Origin of the sequence: Vibrio sp. 10N.239.312.D08, assembly GCF_041466145.1 — a bacterium.
GTDB lineage: Bacteria > Pseudomonadota > Gammaproteobacteria > Enterobacterales > Vibrionaceae > Vibrio > Vibrio crassostreae_C.
This window is the reverse complement of record NZ_JBFSSD010000009.1, coordinates 98,051-119,533: the sequence shown is the minus strand read 5'-3', so window position 1 is coordinate 119,533 and position 21,483 is coordinate 98,051. Positions and strand designations below refer to the sequence as shown.

Genomic DNA, 21,483 nt, shown 5'->3' with positions numbered 1-21,483 from the left:
TAAAATTATTCTTTATTTTCAGTTGTTTATTGGTGTTTTTTGAGTTGTTCACCGTAGTTCTCAACAGGGTGGATAAATAATATAAACAGAGTTATCCACAGAACGCTTGCGTCTAAGAACAAAAAATAACAACAAATCGATTATAACGAACACAACCGAGTGAACGGATACAGATCGACAACGTGGAATCCAACCAACAGACGTGGCATTCTTAACAGATAATTTCTGTACTTACTGGATACACAAACATTATGGCTCGTATTCCTGATAATCCATTGATTCTGATCGATGGCTCTTCTTACCTATATCGCGCGTTTCATGCTTACCCTGGCACCATGAGCAATGGTGATATCCCGACTAACGCGGTTTACGGTGTAGTTAACATGCTGCGCAGCATGATGCGTCAATTTGCTTCTGATCGTATTGCGGTTATTTTTGATGCAAAAGGAAAGACGTTCCGTGATGACATGTACCCAGAGTACAAGGCTAATCGTCCACCTATGCCGGATGATCTACGTTGTCAGATCGAACCTTTGCACAACGTGATTCGCGCAATGGGTCTACCACTTATCTCGATCCCAGGCGTTGAAGCGGATGATGTGATTGGTACGCTAGCTTCTCAAGCATCTAAAGCGGGCATGCCGGTTTTGATCAGTACTGGCGATAAAGATATGGCGCAGCTGGTTGATGACAACGTTACTTTGATCAACACCATGACCAACGTGGTTATGGATCGCGAAGGCGTGATAGAGAAGTTTGGCATCCCACCTGAGCTGATTATCGACTACCTTGCACTGATGGGCGATAAAGTGGATAACATTCCTGGCGTTCCAGGTGTTGGTGACAAAACAGCAACTGCTCTACTACAAGGCATTGGTAGCATCGAAAAGCTGTATCAAAACCTGGATGATATTGCCGCTCTTGGCTTCCGTGGTTCAAAAACCATGGCTAAGAAGCTGATTGATAATAAAGACAACGCTGAGATGTCTTACGAGCTTGCAACGATCAAACTGGACGTCGAGTTAGAAGAGACACCTGAGTCGCTTGTAAAAGCACAACCAAATACGGATGAGCTGATTAAGCTATACGGTCAACTGGTCTTCAAATCTTGGTTGAACGAGCTACTTGAAGGCGGCAGCGGCGTGGTTGAGGCGGATGAGAAGTCGGGTGCAGTGCGCAGCAGCGAGGCATCAACTACATCTACTGTAGAAATGAACACCTCTGCAGTGACGATTGATCGCAGCAACTACGAAACCATCCTAGATGAAGCCTCTTTTAATGCGTGGCTAGAGAAACTGAAAGCGTCAGAGGTGTTTGCCTTTGATACTGAAACGGATAGCTTGGACTACATGGTGGCTAACCTTGTTGGTCTATCATTCGCAACTGAAGAAGGCGTTGCCGCTTACGTACCGGTTGCTCATGACTACTTAGATGCACCTCAACAACTGGATCGTGATTGGGTACTTGAACAGCTTAAGCCGATTCTTGAAGATGACGCACAGGCTAAAGTCGGTCAAAACCTGAAGTACGATATGAGCGTTTTAGCGCGCTACGGTATCGAGATGAAAGGCATCAAGCACGACACCATGCTAGCGTCTTATGTTTTTAATAGCGTTGGCGGCAAGCATGATATGGATAGCCTAGCGCTGCGTTTCCTTCAGCACAGCTGCATCTCATTTGAGCAAATCGCAGGTAAAGGTAAGAAGCAGCTTACTTTCAACCAGATTGAGCTGGGTGAAGCGTCTCCATACGCAGCAGAAGATGCTGACGTGACTTTACGTCTTCATAACCGTTTGATGGAAAACATTGAGCAAGATGAAAAGCTAAAAGCCATCTATGAAGAAATCGAAGTACCACTGATCCCTGTTATGTCTCGCATTGAACGCACTGGCGTATTCATCGATGACATGCTGCTAGGCGCTCAATCGCAAGAGATTGCGGTTCGATTGGATGAGCTAGAACAGAAAGCCTATGAGATTGCAGAGCAAGAGTTCAACATGAACTCGCCAAAACAGCTGCAAGCGATCTTGTTTGAGAAAATGGGTTTGCCAGTTATTAAGAAAACGCCATCAGGTGCACCTTCAACCAACGAAGAAGTGCTGCAAGAACTGGCTCTTGATTACCCGCTACCTAAGCTGATCATTGAGTATCGTGGTCTTGCGAAACTCAAGTCTACCTACACAGATAAACTGCCGAAGATGATCAACGCTGAAACGGGTCGTGTTCATACGTCTTATCACCAAGCGGTGACAGCAACCGGTCGTTTGTCTTCAACAGATCCAAACCTACAGAACATCCCAATTCGTAATGAAGAAGGTCGTCGTATCCGCCAAGCATTCGTTGCACAACATGGCTGGAAGATTCTAGCGGTCGATTACTCTCAAATTGAATTGCGTATCATGGCGCACCTGTCGGGTGATAAAGCGCTTCTGGAAGCATTCCAACAAGGCAAAGATATTCACGCGGCAACGGCTGCTGAGATCATTGGTGTTGATATTGAGCAGGTAACGACTGAGCAGCGTCGTCGTGCTAAAGCCGTTAACTTCGGTCTTATCTACGGTATGAGTGCTTTTGGTTTGGCTAAGCAACTGGGTATTCCTCGTGGGGAAGCACAGCACTACATGGACACTTACTTTGAACGTTACCCTGGCGTAATGCAGTACATGGAAGACACACGCAGTGCTGCTTCAGAGCAAGGCTTCGTTGAAACCATTTACGGCCGTCGTTTGCACCTTCCTGAAATTCAATCTCGTAATGGTATGCGTCGTAAAGCGGCTGAACGCGCAGCGATCAACGCGCCAATGCAAGGTACAGCGGCAGATATCATCAAGAAAGCGATGTTGTTAGTCGATGAGTGGATTCAAGCCGAAGGCGATGGTCGTGTGAAGCTATTGATGCAAGTACACGATGAATTGGTGTTTGAAGTGGAAGAGTCAGCTTTAGCCGAAATTGAAAGTAAAGTACAACAATTGATGGAATCCGCGGCAGAACTAGAAGTGCCGCTTGTGGCGGAAGCTGGCCACGGTGATAACTGGGATCAAGCCCACTAATCAGTTTTTGACCTTATTAAGCAAATTAGTATGAGCCAGTGCACAAACACTGGCTTTTTTTTGTCTCGAATAAAGATAAGCTGTGAAAAGAACTTAGATGTTTTAATAAAACATTCATGAAAAAAAACTACAAAAATTGTTTTCATTTCTGAGCAATTGTTGTACATTAAATCTTGTAGGGTACAGAGGTAAGATGTTCTATCTTTCAGACCTTTTGTTTCACGTTATTGGATTAGGCTGATTCAGCCGCCCCAGTCAGTATTTGACTGGGGCGTTTTTTCTTGTGCGAAAGAAAAATATTTCCAACCTACCATTCCCCCGTAAAACCTCTCATTTTTAGTGCCTTTTATTACACTTTCTCAAGCACAGTGATAAGCCCCTGATTTGCCTTAGATCTGGAATTCGATCAGCTTTTGGTAATTTAAATCCGTCTCTAAGTCGATTGTTTTATCACTTGAAATAACTTTTATTTTACAAGTTATCGATAAAGGATTGATGGCTCACGCCTTATTTATCAGTGTATTGAGTCGGTGAATGCTCAATGTAATCCATGATTTTCTGTTGTTTCTCGGTGCTGTATTTCAGTGCTTCGGCGGTGATCTGGATGGATTGTGCCATCGAAGAGATATTGTTGGTCGCTTTTACCAAGGTTTGCTGCATGGGTTTCAGGATAAGCAGATAGATAGCGGTCAAAGCGATAATAATGACGGCGATAACGGCCGCTAACGCAATGATGATCTTGGTCTGAATGTCATCCAACAGCATTTGACTGGTTTGTTTAAAGGCGAGTCGAGATTGGTCTAAGGCTTGTGGCAGTTGATTGAGTGATGTCTTGGTGGAGCTCGCAAGCTTATTGATACTTTCAACCGTTTGATTGAGGGCTTGTTGCTGGTCGTCGCTTAGGTTGGGGTTGTTGACTATCGCCTGCAAAGATTGCGATATCACCTCAAGAGACTCACTCGCATCTTGGGCGTACTTTTCCATGCCATCGAGGTCTAAGGTCATATCGACATTGATCAGTGGGGCTTGTTCTTGTTCTGCTTCAGAGGCAAACCCTGTCAGTGAGACCAACATAAGTGCAATGATGGCCAATGGTGTTTTCCACATGAGTATTCCTTTCTCATTGTTCTGATTATTTAGATGTGTCTTTTAGTATGGTTCACTTCTATTGGTTTTAGTGGCTAAATCCGATTTTTAACACTAAAAACTTAGGCTTAACTCACTCATTTTTGGGCAAAAAAATACCCCACCTATATAAGGAGGGGCATTGATAAGGCTAAATCACGTGTTGTAAGTGCTCTAACCTATAGCGATAAGTAGAGGAACTACTCTGAGTCGTTGTGCTCTTCGTCTGCTAACTCATCAATGATTTGATCAGCAAGCGCAGGCGCAAACCACTCATCCATCTTGGCACGCAGTTGGTCAACGCCGATGCCCTTCATTGAAGAGAAGACATCAACCGCAACATCACCACCGAAAGATTTTGCATCGTTACGGATTTTCAGTAGCTGTGCTTTACGCGCACCACTTTTCAGTTTGTCTGCTTTTGTTAACAAAACCTGTACTGGGATGCGGCTATCGATAGCCCAGTAGATCATTTGTTGGTCAAGGTCTTTCATTGGGTGACGGATATCCATCAATACCACTAAACCTTTCAGGCTTTCACGTCGTTGTAGGTATTCACCTAGCGACTTCTGCCATTTTTTCTTCATCTCAAGTGGTACTTGAGCAAAGCCATATCCAGGTAAATCGACGATATGACAACCGTCCGTTACCTTAAATAGGTTGATTAGCTGAGTTCGACCGGGTGTTTTACTGGTTTTCGCCAAGCTTTTTTGGTTTGTAACGCGATTTAGCGCGCTAGATTTACCAGCATTGGAGCGTCCTGCAAACGCAATTTCGATCCCTTCGTCTTCTGGTAAATGACGAATATCAGGTGCACTGGTAATGAAATGCGTGTTTTGATAATGAATTTTTACGCTCACTGTTAACTCCATCTCGACTTTGTGTAGTCGATTGATTACTTTTTTGTGAATTTGTGTAAAATAACCGTGCTCGGCATAAGGTCGCCTATTGTACCATGAGTGGCAACATAGAGTGGTACTGGAAGCTTGATAATTATAATGGAATGTCATGAAGAAATTAGCGCTAATTTTGAGTCTTTTAGCCAGCTGCTCAGTATGGGCTCAAGGTAGTATTGAAGCTGGTAAAGCCAAATCACAAACATGTGTTGCCTGCCACGGTGCTGACGGCAACAGCCTGATCACTCAGTACCCTAAGCTGGCTGGTCAACATGAGAAGTATCTAGAGAAGCAGTTAAAAGAGCTTAAGCTAGGTATGACAAGTGGTGGTAAGCAAGGTCGTTACGAACCCGTAATGGGTGCAATGGCGATGCCTTTATCTGAAGAAGATATGGCTGACCTAGCGGCATACTACGCCTCTCTACCTATCTCTAGTAACTCTACTCCTGAAAATGTAGTAGATGAAGGTAAGGTTCTTTACACAGCGGGTAACGCAGAACGCGGCGTAACGGCGTGTATTGCTTGTCATGGCCCTCGTGGTAATGGTACCGAACTTTCTGGTTTCCCTAAGATTTCAGGTCAGCACGCAGATTACATCAAGGCTCAACTTGAAAAATTCCGCGATGGTGACCGTAATAACGACATGAATGCGATGATGCGTGATGTAGCTAAAAAGTTAACAGACGCTGATATTGATACCTTATCGAAGTACGTTGGTGGTTTACACTAATTTGTCGGTTTCTTGCTCTTAGCCAGAGTAAAGGAATGTACGTTCGAGCGAGATTGAAGAGACGCCCCGATCAGTAATGGTCGGGGCGTTTTCTTTTGTATTGGTTTTATTAATGCGTTTTGTGTTTATGTCTGATTTATCAATGTGTGATCGATTTGTGTACAAAAGTGTGAAGTCGCACTCTTGTAGTCTTTTTGTAACACGGTAAAGTAACCGCCATCAGCTAGGAGCTGACTTAGATATGGATGATCATCTAGTCTAACGGTATAGACAGAAATGGATCAGGCTAGGACAGCCCAGCAACAAGGTGTTAGAAAAGGATAGCCAAAACTCATCAGGACGATGAACAACAAACAAATTTGGCATGGAAAGCACCAATAACAAATGGAGATTTGTGTACCAAGTTGAGTATGCAAATTTTGGCCGATATAGGCAGATTTAGAGAGCGATAGGTTTTCCTATCGCTTTTTTTATTGATTTGATGAAAAAACACCCAATACCTCTCCACTATAAACTCAGTTTCTGGTATGTTTCGCATCCCTGTTTAAGGATGTGCTATGTATACTTGTCCCTTATGCCATCACCAAGGCGTGAATCACTATTTTGAAGACAAACGCAGAGCCTATCTGCAGTGTCAGCAATGTGAACTGGTATTTGTTAAACCTGAACAAAGGTTAGAAGCAAAAGAAGAAAAAGCACACTATGATCTCCATGAGAACGATCCTAGTGATGCAGGCTATCGCCGCTTTTTATCTCGCATCGCGGATCCACTAACAGACAAAATTTCATCTAACTCACACGGGTTGGATTTTGGTTGTGGCCCAGGCCCTACGCTATCTATTATGTTAGAAGAAGCCGGACACACCATGGAGTTGTACGATATCTATTACCACCCAGAACCCTCTGTGTTGGAAAAAACGTATGACTTTATGACTGCCACGGAGGTGATAGAGCATCTTTATCACCCAGACAAAGTGTGGCAGCAATGGTTGAATTTAGTTAAACCCAAGGGCTGGATTGGTCTTATGACTAAACTAGTAATAGACGTAGACGCGTTTGCTGGTTGGCACTACAAGAATGACCCGACACATGTCGTCTTCTTTAGTCGTCAAACATTCCAGTTTTTGGCAGAGCGGGATAAGCTCGAACTAGAATTTTTTGGAAATGATGTAATTTTACTGAGGAAAGTGCAGTAATGGGTCGTAGTAAGAAATCAAGAAAGCCGGGAGCACTTGGCGCTCCGGAGCCTATGGTTACTCGTAACCGTAGTGAATCTGATGTTGAAGGTCGTGAACGTAAGCGTGTTAAAAAGCGTAAAGGCCTTAAGTCTGGCAGCCGTCACTCAGATGGTAGCGAAGCAAAACAGCGTAAAGCTGCACAAGCTCGTGATCCACGTTTAGGCAGCAAGAAAAAAATTCCGCTGATCGTTGAACCAGCGAAGAAGCCGACTAAACAAGAGCGCAAGCTATCTAACGAACAAGAGTTAGAGATGCTTGAGAATGACGCTCAACTGAACACACTCCTAGATCGTATCGAAAATGGTGAAAACCTAGGTGCTGGTCTACAGAAGTTTGTTGATGAGAAACTTGATCGTATCGAACACCTAATGGGACGCTTAGGTCTACTAGAGCCAGAAGACGATGAAGAAGAGATCTTCGAAGAAGCACCGGTTGCCTCTAAGAAGAAAGCGAGCTCTGACGAAGACTTGCTATCTCAATTCGAAGATTTCGATTTAGACAGCTTTAAAGGTTAATAGCCAGTGAACGTAACCTTATTAGCAATTGCTGGTGGAATTATCATTCTCGGCTTGGGCTCTTACGCAGGTTACCTTCTACTTCAAGTGAAGAAGCAGACGGAGTTGCAAAAGCAGCATCAAGCACTAGCCATTGAAAAACGCAACGCGACGATTTACGAAAACGTAAATACTTTGTGCTTAGCGGGCATTCAAGGGCAATGTGACTTACCTGAGATCAGTATCCGAGTGTGTATCATTATGGATAATGTTCAGGGTGATGAGCGTGTCGATTTTGATTCTGAGTATCCTGCTCTTTCTGAGCTGTACCATATCGTAAAAGATATGGCTCGCGGAGACGGAAGGCAGGAACTGACGAAGAAAGAGCGCATGCAGCAGAATCTCACACGCCATAAGGCGGAGACTCGCTTGAATGATGCGGTCATTGAAGATTTGAAAAGGTTGCAGGAGAAGGTTAAGCCTCTCAATAACCAAATCAACATTCAGATGATCTAGTCACTAAGACTTTTAAATATAGAGGCTTGTTTAACATTCCGTTTTTAGACGCGCTGCTTTTAATACCTATGCATTTAAGACTTTTCATCTTAAATGCATCTTGTTTTTAAGTCGCCTTATCTTTTAATAGACAATGTTAAATGAGCCTTCTTACCTTTTGCGTCTCGTTAATCCCGACGCTTTGTTAGTGATCAAGCTAGCAGTTCTGAGTTTTTGTCTGAAAAATTGATTTTGTCTTGGAACGACCTTACTGGTCGTGTGGCAAAATAACCCGTCTATATTTTAATGTATGTAAAATGATTTGAGAGACCTTAGGTTCTCGCGGATCTAAATTGGAATTACCGCTATGTCGAGCAAGCCAGTAACAACGAATCAGCAAATCGTTTGGGATCAAGAGATCTTAAACAAGTACAACTATTCGGGACCTCGTTACACTTCATATCCAACAGCGTTGGAGTTTCATGAAGCGTTTACCGTCGCTGATTACGACATGGCGTGTACTCAGTACCCTGAGCGTCCACTCTCTCTTTACGTGCATATCCCGTTCTGTCATAAGCTTTGTTACTACTGTGGTTGTAATAAAGTCATTACTCGTCACTCGCATAAAGCGGATGAGTACTTAGATGTGATTGAACATGAAATCCGCCAGCGCGCCTCTTTGTTGAATGGCCGTGAAGTGACGCAATTGCACTTCGGTGGTGGTACGCCAACGTTCTTGACCAAAACACAAATTACTCGCTTGATGATGATTCTGCGTGAGGAATTTAATTTCACTGCTGACGCTGAAATCAGTATTGAAGTTGACCCGCGTGAGATTGAGCTAGACGTACTTGACCACCTGCGTAACGAAGGCTTCAACCGCCTGAGCATTGGTGTGCAAGACTTCAATAAAGAAGTGCAGAAACTGGTTAACCGTGAGCAAGATGAAGAGTTCATCATTGCGATGGTTAAACGAGCGAAAGAGCTAGGCTTCCGTTCAACCAACCTTGATTTGATCTACGGCCTACCAAAGCAGACTCAAGCTTTGTTCGCTGAAACATTGAAGCAAGTGTTAGAAATGAAGCCGGGCCGTTTATCGGTATTTAACTACGCACACATGCCTCAGCTGTTTGCGGCGCAGCGTAAGATTAAAGACGAAGATCTACCTGAAGCGAAAGAGAAAATGGCTATCTTGCAAGATACCATCGAGACGCTAACGGGAGCGGGTTACCAGTTCATTGGTATGGATCACTTCGCACTACCTGAAGATGAGCTAGCCGTAGCACAGCGTGAAGGTATTCTGCATCGTAACTTCCAAGGCTACACCACCCAAGGTGAAGCTGACTTAATTGGTTTCGGTGTTTCTGCGATTTCTATGGTTGGTGATGCTTACGCACAAAATCAGAAAGAGCTGAAGAAGTACTACGCTCAGGTGAATGACCTGCGTCATGCACTTTGGAAAGGTGTTGCTCTAGACAGTGACGACCTTCTACGTCGTGAAGTGATCAAGCAGCTGATTTGTAACTTCAAGCTTGATAAAACAATGATCGAATCTGAGTTCTCGGTTAACTTTAATCGCTACTTCAAAGAAGATTTAGAGCTTCTACAAACCTTCATCAACGATGATTTGGTTGAAGTCGATGACAAAGAAATCCGCGTTACTCTGCGTGGCCGCTTGCTGATCCGTAACATCTGTATGTGTTTTGATAAATACTTACGTGCAAAGGCTCGCCAGCAGCAATTCTCTCGCGTTATCTAATCGCTCGATAGAGAATAGAACAATAAAAAATGCCAGCATCATGCTGGCATTTTTGTATCTGACTCATTCGATTTCTGCCTGGTTTAGGTGAGACTCTCAGTGGTATTTTGTTTGACCTTGGCACTTTGCTTGGAGTTGATGAGGTCGGTAGGCCATTGGTCAAACGGAACTGGGCGACTGTATAAGAAGCCTTGAGCAAGCGGGCACTGCAGCTGCTTGAGAAGTTCAGCCTGTTGCTGTGTTTCAACGCCCTCTGCCACCAAGCTTACTTTGAAGCCCTTAGTGATGTTAACGATGGCCGCGACGATGGAGCTATCTAGGTTCTCTTTATCAAGTTTGCTGACAAAGCTGCGGTCGATCTTAAGGCAGTCGAATGGCAGTTTGTGTAAGTAAGCCAGTGACGAATAGCCGGTACCAAAGTCATCAATCGCAATTGATATCCCTAGTGCTTTTAGAGTCAGCATGTTATCGATGATGGTCGGGTCGTTGTCGACGATGCGTGATTCGGTGATCTCTAGTGTCAGGTTGCTTGCTGGCAGATTTGTGTCTCGCAACGTGCCTTTTACTTGTTCCACAAAGCCACTTTCACTTAGCTGAACGACCGACAGGTTAACGTGAATAGAGAAGTCCTTGCTCCACTTTCCTGATTCAATCGCGATGGCAGTATCTCGACACGACTTATGTAGAATTTGCTTGCCGATATCGTCAATGAGCCCGCTCTCTTCCGCGAGAGGAATGAACTCGAGTGGCGAGATCACCCCTTCATCCGTTATCCAGCGAGCTAAAGCTTCTGCTCCTATGGTCGAGCCAGATTCCAGATCAATAATAGGCTGATAAAACGGTTCGAACTGTTGAAGCTCAATCGCTCGGTTCATCCGCGCTAACATCTTGGTGCGATGTCTCGATGCTTTGCCCATTTCAAGGCTATAAATACAGACACTGGTTTTGTCTTGTTTCGCATTGCTCAATGCAATGCTGCTGCTGCGTAGCAGGAGTGTAATGTCGTGAAGATTCGAGACATTCACTATCCCCATCGATACCTTAATCACCACGCTTTCCGATTCCATTGAAAATGGGGAAGCGAAGGTTTGAAGTAAGCGGTTAGTCAGCAGCTGAACATCATCGCTTTGCGTTACGTTTGGCGCGTAGATGGCAAACTCATCACCACCAGTGCGAGCTAGTAGGTATTCGGATGGCAGTGTGCCTCTTAAACGAGCGGCCGCAATGATAAGTAGCTGGTCGCCATTGTAATGACCTAGGCTGTCATTGATGTCTCGGAAGCGATCAATACCAATCAAATACAGTGTGCCTTTTTCGTTGTCGGGGTGTTTCTTGGCAGCGTCAATAAAGCCTTCACGGCTGTATAGCTTGGTTAATGAGTCATAGGTAAGTTGAGACTGTAATGCATGAAACGAAGCCTTTAAGTTGTTGGTCATTTCATTGAATGACTCGACCAACATGCTGGTTTCATATATATGCCCTGTTTTTGGCATGCTCGCGTCCCAATCGCCCTTAGCAAGGCGTTTTGCCGCATCCGCTGTCGAGGTGATGGGTTGGGTTGCGCGATTAAAGGCAATTAATCCTGCAATGACCCCAATGCAGCTCAGTGCTAGCCCAAGCAACCAACTGTTTCTTTGATTTTCTGGCAATTCACCGAGCAGATTGCTTTCAGGGATCGACACCCCAATAAACCACGTGAGCCCGTGCTCATCTTCGTATGGGGTGATTTGGTTGAAGTAGCGTTCGTTGTCTAGGCTAAAACTAAAGCGCTGCTCGCCCAAATTCTCGATTAGGTGGAATTGCTCTACGTAGCTAGCACTCTCACGTATGACTGGATTAGCACTCTCTGTTGCTAGTTTGCGTTGCCCTTTGTTGGTTTGTCCTGTGCCCCATGAAACGACACTGCCTCCGCCTGAGTGCGCGACCAAGCGTTGCTGCTTATCGATGATGTAAACAGAGGCATCCGTTCTATCTTTGAGCTTTCTGAGAAACGCATTGAAGGTATTGATTTTGATGTCGCTGACTACGACGGCTTTGAATTCATTATCATCATAGATAGGCGCTAGAGCAGATAAGGTGATTTCTTGACGTTCGTCAGCATTGGCATAAATTGGTGACCATAACGGTTTTTTCTGTGTCGCAATGGGTGTGTACCAAGGACGGATTCTAGGATCGTAACCTGAAATCACCGATCGAATGTCTTCACTAATTTTGCTGCCACGGTAAATGACCAGCTGATCATTGGTGCGTTCGTCTTGCACCATCAAGGTGTAGCCTTTGTTGGCTTCTTTGCGGAAACCGACGTAGTTACCATCTTCAGAACCAAAGCCGATCGCATCGAGTTGAGGTACAGCAGTGTAATGGTCTGAAAACGTATAAAAAATATAGTCTTGGACCTTACTAAGATTGCCTGCTTGATAAAGATGGTGGTAGCCGATGTTATGGCTGAGCGAGAGGTTGGCGTGAAATGGCTTTTCTAAAAAATTAGACAGGCTTTGATGAACATTGTCAGTCAGTGACGTCAGCTGGCGTGCACTAACATCACTCACCATCTCTTTGTAGCTTAGCTTTTGAGTGAAAACCATTACACCCATAGTGAACAGAAAAATCATCACGAATGGCAGAACCACTGCGGTTCTCAAAGTAATTTGTGTTTTCAAAGACATCTTTAGCTACAACTTTGGTGAATAGTGTACTGTAATTGTACCGACACTATTCAAACCAAGCGACACTTTTTTGGTTAAAAAGTAGCTGCATCGAGAATCATATAAGGTCTAGTACAGTTCTTTGAGTTTACGAGTTAGGGTGTTTCTTCCCCATCCCAAAACCTTAGCTGCATCCTGTTTATGACCATTAGTGTGGTGGAGTGCAGCTTCTAGCAGTATACGTTCAAATTCTGGCAGAGCATAAGTTAGCAGCTCTTTTTCTCCTGAATCAAGCGCACACTTTGCCCAATTAGCGAGCAGTTGCTGCCAGTTATCCCCAGAACCTGAAGTGGTCACGACTTTTTCTTCCAACAATTCCGGTGGTAGATCGGAAGGCAGTATCTCGCTGCCGCTAGCCATCACCGTTAACCAACGACAAATATTCTCAAGCTGACGTACGTTACCAGGCCAATTGAGCTGGTTGAGCTTCAAAATGGTCTCAGGATGCAGTGTCTTCACTTCAACACCGAGCTCTTCGGCGGCGGATGCTAGGAAGTGATGAGTCAGCTTTTCAATGTCTTGTTTACGTTCACGAAGTGCCGGGATATGGATTCGGATAACGTTGAGTCGGTGAAAAAGGTCTTCACGGAAGTCGCCTTCATGCACTAAGCGCTCAAGATCTTGGTGGGTTGCGGCAACGATACGAACGTCTACCTTAACTGCAGAGTGACCGCCGACACGATAGAACTGACCATCAGAAAGTACACGCAACAAGCGAGTTTGGATATCGAGTGGCATGTCACCGATCTCATCCAGAAAAAGCGTGCCGCCGTTGGCTTGTTCAAAGCGTCCTTGGCGAACGCTGTTAGCACCGGTAAAGGCACCTTTTTCGTGGCCAAACAGTTCAGACTCGATCAGATCTTTGGGGATTGCTGCCATGTTCAAGGCAATGAAGGGCTTCTTAGCTCTTGGGCTGTGACGATGCAGAGCGTGAGCGACCAATTCTTTACCGGTACCCGATTCACCATTGATCAGCACGGATATGGATGAGCGAGACAAACGGCCAATCGCTCGGAAAACCTCCTGCATTGCCGGTGCTTCACCGATGATTTCTGGCGCGTTGGTGTCTTCAGCGACCTCACTGGCTTGTTCGCGTTTCTGCTCTTGGCTGTGCGCGATCGCTCGTTCGACTAGAGTCAGTGTTTCATCAATATCGAACGGCTTTGGAAGATATTCAAAGGCGCCTTTTTGATAAGCATTCACCGCCGCATCAAGGTCTGAGTGCGCGGTCATAATGATCACGGGCAGGTCGGGAGAGCGTTGATGAACCTGATGCAACAGCTCAATCCCGTCAATGCCGGGCATGCGAATGTCAGACACCAATACGTCCGGTGTCTCGCGCTCAAGCGCAAGCAACACGCTCTCAGCATCAGCAAATGTTTCACACTTAATATCCGCAGATGAAAGTGTTTTCTCTACTACCCAGCGGATAGAGCTGTCGTCATCGACGACCCAAACGTATCCCTTACTCATAATTCAATTCCTTTGCAGCCAAATCTATTGTGATAATCATTGTTGTTTTTATGATGTCTTAATCTTTGTGTTACCGAGCTAAGCCTTTCATCTCGCTGTCCAATAGCGAGGTTCTTATGACCTAAATCGGTAGATAAATCGTGAATGTGGTGTTGCCTGGCCAGCTTTCAACATCAATTTTCCCATTGTGTTGATCGATCAGGTTTTGAGAAATCGATAGCCCCAGCCCTGTTCCACCTTCTCGTCCGCTGACCATTGGGTAAAACAGCGTGTCTTTTAAATCATCGGGGATGCCGGGGCCGTTATCGCTGATCTCAATGCGCGCTGCGAGTTTGTGTCGCTGCCCATGAATATTGGCTTGATGCACCGTTCTGGTGCGAATGGTGATTTTCCCTGATTCTTGGGCCTTTAAAATCTGTGCCGCGTTACTCACGATATTGAGCATCGCTTGTTCAACTTGTGCTGAGTCCATCAGAATGTCCGGTAAGCTCGGGTCGTAATCTCGTTCGATGGCGAGCGTTGAACCCGACTCGAGTTCCACGAGCTGTCTGACTTTCTCAAGTATCTGGTGTAGGTTCTCTTCTGACTTCGTCCCCGGTTTCTGAGGGCCAAGCAGGCGATCAACTAAAGCTCTTAGGCGGTCGGCTTGCTCAATAATGATCTGTGTATATTCATTAAGAGACTGATCAGGAAGCATTTTTCCAAGTAACTGCGCCGCACCTCTTAAGCCACCGAGTGGGTTCTTAATCTCATGTGCTAACCCGCGCACCAACAGCTTAGCTGCTTGTTGTTGTGCGTGTTGGTTGAGCTCTTGGCTGAGGCGTCTTTGCTGGTCTATCTTGCGCATCTCAACCAATAACAGCGTCTCTCGTTGCCAAGAGATTGGGCTAACCGTGACTTCAAGCATCAGTGGGCGGTTATCAACAACGAAGGTAACGTCACTGTCGGTAATGCTCTGGCCACTTTGTAGCGGTTGCGTCAACAGTGCCAAATCAAGTGAAGCGTGTTGGATAAGTTGGCTCAGTGGATGATCAACGATGCGTCGTGCGCTCTGTGAAAAGAGCTGCTCAGCGGCCGGATTGGCGTATCGGACATACAATTGCTCATCGAGCATCAATGTCGAAGTCACCATATTGTCGAGAATGGCGCTGGAAAGATGATGTGTATCTATGCTGTCGCTTTTGGCTGATCGATTCACTATTTCGTCCTTGAACTGGTGTTTTTCTCACTGCACCAAATTGGTGCGTGGCTAAGTTCAAGTATGGCGCATATCAACCAGAAGCTAAAGATAATTCATTAGAGTCGCTGAAAGCTGCTTCGATTAGGTGAAAAGTAGAGGTTATTTGGCCTCTTTTAACACATTGGCCTACTTGAGCGTCGCTCGATGTAAATACACGGTGACTGGACTAGTAGATGCAATAAGCTTGCCGCTTCTATGTGCTTGAATTGCAATGGTGTGAGTACCTCGATCGATACCTTTTAATTCCCAAATAGGTTGGGTCTGTGGGGCGCCATATCGACGGCCATCGAGCATCAATTGTAATTGCTCACCTATACCAAGCTTTCGGTTGAGTTCTATCTGAATCGGGATTAAGCCGCGATTACTACGAATGGTTTGATCATGAACTGGAGTCAACATGGTGAGGGCTAATTGAGTAGGAACCTCGCGCTTTGTGGTTTCGGTTTCTGCCTGAGTTTTGGCTGGCGTTGCCGTTTTAGTTGTAGAGGAAGCAGCAGCGTCAACCGGAGTTGAGGCCTCAAATTTAGGGGCGGGTGCTGAAGCTTGCACATCTGGCAGGCGAAGAGCCTCGGCATCTTGAGCGCTAGGGTTATCACTAAAGTGGAGCACGCCATCTTCATCTATCCAGGTATACACCGTTTGAGCAGAGCACGAGAGCGCGACTGTTAACCCGATTAGGAACAGTATGTTTTTCATATCTTTAGCCTCTTTTCACCGCTAGGTGATTTCACGTTTGGCGTTGGTTTTATTGTATTTAGCGCGACAGCCTCTGAGGGCTTTTGTCTAAGGTATGGTACGAGGAGGGGGGCGTCGAGAGAATAAAAAAAAGGCCCACCTGCGAGGCGAGCCTAATATTTTTTAGCACTTCTTACATGTTGCAGTAAGAGTCACTACACGATTATTAATCGAGGATTAAACTGAGTAGTACAGTTCAAACTCAAGTGGGTGTGTAGCCATGTTCACGCGTTGTACGTCGTCAGATTTCAGAGTGATGTAAGAATCGATGAAATCGTCAGAGAATACGCCGCCAGCTGTTAGGAACTCACGGTCTTCGCTAAGCGCTGCTAGAGCTTCTTGTAGAGATTCTGCAACTGTTGGGATTTCAGCTGCTTCTTCTGCAGGAAGGTCGTATAGATCTTTATCCATAGCTTCGCCTGGGTGAATCTTGTTCTTGATGCCGTCAAGGCCAGCCATAAGCATTGCTGAGTAGCATAGGTATGGGTTAGCTGCTGGGTCACCAAAACGTAGCTCGATACGACGTGCTTTAGGGCTTGGTACTACTGGGATACGGATAGAAGCAGAACGGTTACGTGCTGAGTAAGCAAGCATTACAGGTGCTTCGAAACCAGGTACAAGACGCTTGTACGAGTTAGTTGATGGGTTAGCAAACGCGTTGATTGCACGAGCGTGCTTGATTACACCACCGATGTAGTAAAGAGCCATTTCAGATAGGCCGCCGTACTTATCACCAGCAAACAGGTTAACGCCGTCTTTTGCTAGAGATTGGTGAACGTGCATACCAGAACCGTTGTCACCAACTAGTGGCTTAGGCATGAATGTCGCTGTTTTACCAAATGCGTGAGCAACGTTGTGTACAACGTACTTGTAGATTTGAGTTTCATCAGCTTTCGCTGTTAGCGTGTTGAAGCGAGTAGCGATTTCGTTTTGACCCGCAGTTGCTACTTCATGGTGGTGAGCTTCAACAACTAGGCCCATCTCTTCCATTACTAGACACATTGCTGAACGGATGTCTTGAGATGAATCTACTGGAGCTACTGGGAAGTAACCGCCTTTAACGCCAGGACGGTGACCTTTGTTACCGCCTTCGAAGTCAGAACCTGTGTTCCAAGCTGCTTCTACGTCATCGATCTTGAAGAAAGAACCAGACATGTCGTTTGAGAACTTAACGTCGTCAAATAGGAAGAATTCTGGCTCTGGACCAACTAGAACTGTGTCTGCGATACCTGTAGAACGTAGGTACTCTTCAGAACGTTTAGCGATAGAGCGTGGGTCACGGTCGTAGCCTTGCATTGTTGCAGGCTCAAGGATGTCACAACGGATGTTTAGTGTTGCGTCTTCTGTGAATGGGTCCAGTACAGCAGATGCTGCGTCTGGCATCATTACCATGTCAGATTCGTTAATGCCTTTCCAACCAGCTACTGAAGAGCCGTCAAACATTTTGCCTTCTTCGAAGAAGTCTGCATCAACTTGGTGAGAAGGAATAGAGATATGCTGCTCTTTACCTTTTGTATCAGTAAAACGTAAGTCGATAAATTTAACTTCGTTCTCTTGGATCAGGGATAGTACATTTTCTACTGACATCTTGGATAACCTCCAGTGTTATTAATTCGGTATTAGCTCGATTCGGTTGAAACTAGCATTGATTAATGTCTATAAGTGCATTAATCGATGCTGATTTATCTACTGCCAAAAACGTGCCAAAAAAATTATTCCATTAATTTCAATGATTTACTTGTTTTGCGGTTTTGCTTAATCTGGTTTTTGCACCAAAATGATCTCTAGTTGCACTTTATTGGTGCAGCTGTTTGTCTGTGCACCAATATGAGACATAAGCGAGCACCATTCAGCAATGAATTGCCTAAGTTGTCAATCCACTTTTGTTATTTTGCGGGAGATTTGGCTCGCCACTCGTAGGTGATACTTTTTTAGAGTCCTACGAATTTGGCTGCTCAACACTGTACTGAATCAAAGTTAAGCGGATATGAATCGCTAATAAAGAAAAAAGCCTTGGTTCAGATCACATATTTCTGGGTTTTTGTCTAGAATCTGGTATATTATTGACCGTTTTTTAAATCAAGCTAGCGGTTATTATCCAAACTTTTGAGATAAGTGACGGCTACTTTTATGAGTGAATCGAGAATCCATGTCTACTCCACAGATTGATAAGTTAAGAAATATCGCGATCATCGCGCACGTTGACCACGGTAAAACGACTTTGGTTGATAAACTGCTACAACAGTCAGGCACTCTTGAGTCTCGTGGTGAAGCTGAAGAGCGTGTCATGGATTCGAATGACATCGAAAAAGAGCGTGGCATTACCATTCTTGCTAAGAACACAGCAATCAACTGGAATGATTACCGCATCAACATCGTAGATACTCCGGGACACGCGGACTTCGGTGGTGAAGTTGAGCGTATCATGTCTATGGTTGACTCTGTTCTGCTTATCGTTGACGCAGTTGATGGCCCAATGCCTCAAACTCGTTTCGTAACGCAAAAAGCATTCGCACACGGTCTTAAGCCAATCGTTGTAATCAACAAGATTGACCGCCCAGGCGCTCGTCCTGATTGGGTTATGGATCAAGTATTCGACCTTTTCGACAACCTAGGTGCTACTGATGAGCAACTAGACTTCACAGTTGTTTACGCTTCAGCTCTAAACGGCTGGGCAACAATGACTGAAGGCGAAACTGGCGAGAACATGGAACCATTGTTCCAAGCTGTTGTTGATACAGTAGACGCGCCTGCAGTTGACCTTGACGGTCCACTACAAATGCAAATTTCGCAACTTGATTACAGCTCTTACGTAGGTGTTATCGGTGTTGCTCGTGTTACTCGTGGTTCTGTTAAACCAAACCAACAAGTAACTATCGTCAATGCAGAAGGCAAAAAACGTAACGGTAAAGTAGGTACAGTTCTTGGTTACCTAGGTCTTGACCGTCACGAAGTTGAGCAAGCTAACGCTGGCGACATCATTGCAATCACTGGTCTTGGTGAGCTGAAAATTTCAGACACTATCTGTGACGTAAACAATGTTGAAGCAATGACTCCGCTTTCTGTTGATGAACCAACAGTAACAATGACGTTCCAAGTAAACACTTCTCCGTTCGCGGGTAAAGAAGGTAAGTTCGTTACTTCACGTAACATCCTTGAGCGTCTAGAGAAAGAACTAGTACACAACGTTGCACTACGTGTTGAAGAAACTGATAACCCAGATCGTTTCCGTGTTTCAGGTCGTGGTGAACTTCACCTATCTATCCTGATCGAAAACATGCGTCGTGAAGGTTTCGAGCTAGCTGTATCTCGTCCAGAAGTTATCATCAAGAAAGACGAAGATGGCAACCTAACTGAACCGTTTGAAACTGTGACTATCGACGTGCTTGAAGAGCACCAAGGTGGCATCATGGAAAACATCGGTCTACGTAAAGGTGAGCTAACTGATATGTCTCCAGATGGCAAAGGCCGTGTTCGCATGGACTTCATGATGCCTTCTCGTGGTCTTATCGGTTTCCAAACTGAGTTCCTAACTCTAACGTCTGGTTCTGGTCTTCTTTACCACTCATTTGATCACTACGGTCCTCACAAAGGCGGCGTAATCGGTCAACGTAACAACGGTGTTCTAATCTCGAACGCAACTGGTAAAGCTCTGACTTACGCACTATTCAACCTACAAGAACGTGGTCGTCTATTTGCTGAGCACGCGGATGAAGTATACGAAGGTCAAATCATCGGTATTCACAACCGTTCAAACGACCTAACAGTAAACTGTCTGAAAGGTAAGCAGCTAACGAACGTTCGTGCATCTGGTACTGATGAAGCACAGGTTCTTTCGCCACCTATCCGTCACACTCTAGAGCAAGCTCTTGAGTTCATCGACGAAGACGAACTAGTAGAAGTAACGCCAGTAAGCATTCGTATCCGTAAGAAGCTTCTTACGGAAAACGAACGTAAGCGTGCAGCACGTCCAGCTAAGGCTTAATTGCCAGCTGACTAGCTTCTAGCTAAGTAGATAAGAAAGCCCTGAGTAGCCTAGCTGTTCGGGGCTTTTGTTTTATATGGCATTAGGATAGATACGGGTAAACGAGATGCGGGATACGAAGAGCGTGTTCCATACCTATTCATCGAATCGTCATTCCAGAATCGAGGGACGAGATATCTGGAATCTTTTTACGGCATGGAAGAGATTCCCTATCACGCTCGTTCCTCGCTGTAGGGAATGACGGTGGTTTGTTTAGTGCGAGTAGACGAGATGCGTGATACGAAGAGCGTGTTTTATATCTACTCATCGAATCGTCATTCCAGAATTGAGGGACGAGATATCTGGAATCTAGCTTTTGATTCCTAGGTGGCTTTCAACGAATTGAACTCGCTCAGCTACCGACATAAATGGCACTTCAACGATCTCATAACCTAGCTCTTGATAGACGTTGACCAGCGCGTGGTGAATCTCTAATGCTTCTTCAAAGGGGTAAGGGCGCACTTCATCTTGAACATAAATCGAAGCCTCAGGGCGACAGAACAACACTTGGGGGTGATAACCTTGGCTCGCTTCTCGGTAGGTTGTGTTTATCTCTAGTTTCGCCTGAGCCAAGTAGCCACAGATATCTGGAATGGCGCGATCGAGAAAGGCAACAGGATGCTGACTGGCTTGGTCTTTGTGTTCGCTCATGACGGTTAAACATAGGCGAGCAAAGCCTGGAAGGTCTAACCAAGGCAAGATACCGTTTTCAATCTGACTTTGTTCTTCGATCAGCTGGCGAGAGGACTCTGCGAAGGTTGGGTAACCCATGTCACCCAAGGCATTAATCAGAGTTGTTTTTCCGGCTCCGGGACCGCCAGTAATAATGATAGGCTGCATGGTGTTGTTTCTCTGTAGCGCTACTTCTGGTTCAGTTGAGCTAAGAACTTATCCGATTCTGCTATCGCCGCATTCATCTGTTCTATCGCGTAGGCGATGTCTTTTTCTAAGCTCATAAACTCTCCCTGCAATGAACCAACGGCACTCGCATTGAGGTTGTGCTTGAGATAAAGCGTGTTGTCGCGAAGAGTGTTGAGTACCGGATCCATTTTCTTCTCAGCTCTTTTCATTGCTGATAGCATGGTTTGGTAAGACGATTTGGTTTCACGCAGCTTTTTCTCACTTGAACGACGCAGTGAATCACTGGTGTAGAGATCTAACTCACCCTGCCACTCTTCAAATAGCGCATCGGACACATCTTCAATCGCAGCAATGCGGTCACTGACATTTTGTGCGGCTTTCTCGCTGTCTTGGTATTTATCGTTGATTTGGTTGTACATGTCTTCAAGGTCGCCGCCACTGAAGTTAGTCAGGCTGCTGAGTGCTTCAAGTGCGCTAGTAAACTCTTCCTGAGCATCCTGTTGCGACTCTTTAGCGTCTTCCACTCTATCGACCATAATGTCACGCTTGTGGTAACCCACTTGCTCCATTGCGGAGTAATAAGCTGATTGGCATCCAGTAAGAGCAAAAATAGAGAGGACTATAACTATTAAATAAGGCATCCTAGTTTCCTATAGTT

General features: G+C 45.3%; 16 protein-coding genes. 7 read left to right on the top strand and 9 right to left on the bottom strand.

Annotation, left to right across the window (positions count from 1 at the left end):
* Positions 1–251: 251 nt before the first annotated feature.
* Positions 252–3,050 carry a DNA polymerase I gene (gene polA / locus AB6D58_RS07290; RefSeq protein WP_372156872.1) on the top strand — a complete coding sequence of 933 codons (2,799 nt, stop codon included), beginning with the start codon at positions 252–254 and terminating at the stop codon, positions 3,048–3,050.
* A 507-nt stretch (positions 3,051–3,557) separates the two neighbouring features.
* Here polA and AB6D58_RS07285 read toward each other — a convergent pair.
* Positions 3,558–4,157: a GTP-binding protein gene (locus AB6D58_RS07285; protein ID WP_017060161.1), complete on the bottom strand. Its 600-nt coding sequence runs from the start codon at positions 4,155–4,157 to the stop codon at positions 3,558–3,560.
* Between the two features lie 218 nt (positions 4,158–4,375).
* Positions 4,376–5,035, bottom strand: a complete 660-nt coding sequence (gene yihA, locus AB6D58_RS07280; RefSeq protein ID WP_017060162.1) for a ribosome biogenesis GTP-binding protein YihA/YsxC — start codon at positions 5,033–5,035, stop codon at positions 4,376–4,378.
* A 148-nt stretch (positions 5,036–5,183) separates the two neighbouring features.
* On the opposite strand from yihA, the gene AB6D58_RS07275 reads away from it, so the two are divergent.
* The 5 genes from AB6D58_RS07275 (at position 5,184) to hemN (ending at position 9,787) form a co-directional block, all read left to right on the top strand.
* Positions 5,184–5,801, top strand: coding sequence for a cytochrome c (locus tag AB6D58_RS07275; protein WP_012602993.1), 618 nt, complete (start codon positions 5,184–5,186; stop codon positions 5,799–5,801).
* A 557-nt stretch (positions 5,802–6,358) separates the two neighbouring features.
* Positions 6,359–6,997 (top strand): class I SAM-dependent methyltransferase, encoded by a 639-nt coding sequence (locus AB6D58_RS07270; protein ID WP_010433503.1) that lies wholly within the window; start codon positions 6,359–6,361, stop codon positions 6,995–6,997.
* Positions 6,997–7,554, top strand: a complete 558-nt coding sequence (yihI, locus tag AB6D58_RS07265) for a Der GTPase-activating protein YihI (protein WP_017060163.1) — start codon at positions 6,997–6,999, stop codon at positions 7,552–7,554. Before AB6D58_RS07270 ends, yihI begins: the two co-directional genes overlap by 1 nt.
* 6 nt (positions 7,555–7,560) lie before the next feature.
* A complete protein-coding gene (locus tag AB6D58_RS07260; protein ID WP_017079341.1) occupies positions 7,561–8,049 on the top strand; it encodes a DUF2489 domain-containing protein in 489 nt (162 codons plus the stop codon).
* A gap of 346 nt (positions 8,050–8,395) precedes the next feature.
* Positions 8,396–9,787 carry an oxygen-independent coproporphyrinogen III oxidase gene (gene hemN / locus AB6D58_RS07255; RefSeq protein ID WP_102332593.1) on the top strand — a complete coding sequence of 464 codons (1,392 nt, stop codon included), beginning with the start codon at positions 8,396–8,398 and terminating at the stop codon, positions 9,785–9,787.
* A gap of 83 nt (positions 9,788–9,870) precedes the next feature.
* On the opposite strand, the gene AB6D58_RS07250 is transcribed toward hemN, so the two are convergent.
* From AB6D58_RS07250 to glnA, 5 genes are all read right to left on the bottom strand, one after another.
* Positions 9,871–12,453, bottom strand: coding sequence for a GGDEF and EAL domain-containing protein (locus AB6D58_RS07250; protein ID WP_017059225.1), 2,583 nt, complete (start codon positions 12,451–12,453; stop codon positions 9,871–9,873).
* Between the two features lie 108 nt (positions 12,454–12,561).
* Complete coding sequence (glnG, locus tag AB6D58_RS07245) at positions 12,562–13,965, bottom strand: nitrogen regulation protein NR(I) (protein ID WP_017063059.1); 1,404 nt, start codon at positions 13,963–13,965, stop codon at positions 12,562–12,564.
* A 121-nt stretch (positions 13,966–14,086) separates the two neighbouring features.
* Positions 14,087–15,163 carry a nitrogen regulation protein NR(II) gene (glnL, locus tag AB6D58_RS07240; RefSeq protein ID WP_017079339.1) on the bottom strand — a complete coding sequence of 359 codons (1,077 nt, stop codon included), beginning with the start codon at positions 15,161–15,163 and terminating at the stop codon, positions 14,087–14,089.
* 168 nt (positions 15,164–15,331) lie between these two features.
* Positions 15,332–15,901: a DUF4124 domain-containing protein gene (locus AB6D58_RS07235; RefSeq protein ID WP_017059222.1), complete on the bottom strand. Its 570-nt coding sequence runs from the start codon at positions 15,899–15,901 to the stop codon at positions 15,332–15,334.
* 216 nt (positions 15,902–16,117) lie between these two features.
* The gene (glnA, locus tag AB6D58_RS07230) at positions 16,118–17,527 is read right to left on the bottom strand and encodes a glutamate--ammonia ligase (protein ID WP_017059221.1); all 1,410 of its coding nucleotides are present in this window, start codon (positions 17,525–17,527) and stop codon (positions 16,118–16,120) included.
* Positions 17,528–18,089: 562 nt separating this feature from the next.
* Between glnA and typA the strand changes: the two genes are divergently transcribed.
* Positions 18,090–19,925 carry a translational GTPase TypA gene (gene typA / locus AB6D58_RS07225; protein ID WP_017059220.1) on the top strand — a complete coding sequence of 612 codons (1,836 nt, stop codon included), beginning with the start codon at positions 18,090–18,092 and terminating at the stop codon, positions 19,923–19,925.
* Between the two features lie 348 nt (positions 19,926–20,273).
* Here the strand turns inward: typA and AB6D58_RS07220 are convergent, their stop codons facing one another.
* Together AB6D58_RS07220 and AB6D58_RS07215 are read right to left on the bottom strand one after the other, a co-directional pair.
* Positions 20,274–20,804 carry an AAA family ATPase gene (locus tag AB6D58_RS07220; RefSeq protein ID WP_372156870.1) on the bottom strand — a complete coding sequence of 177 codons (531 nt, stop codon included), beginning with the start codon at positions 20,802–20,804 and terminating at the stop codon, positions 20,274–20,276.
* Between the two features lie 20 nt (positions 20,805–20,824).
* On the bottom strand, positions 20,825–21,466 hold the full coding sequence (locus AB6D58_RS07215) for a DUF2959 domain-containing protein (RefSeq protein WP_372156868.1): 642 nt from the start codon (positions 21,464–21,466) through the stop codon (positions 20,825–20,827).
* Positions 21,467–21,483: the final 17 nt, after the last annotated feature.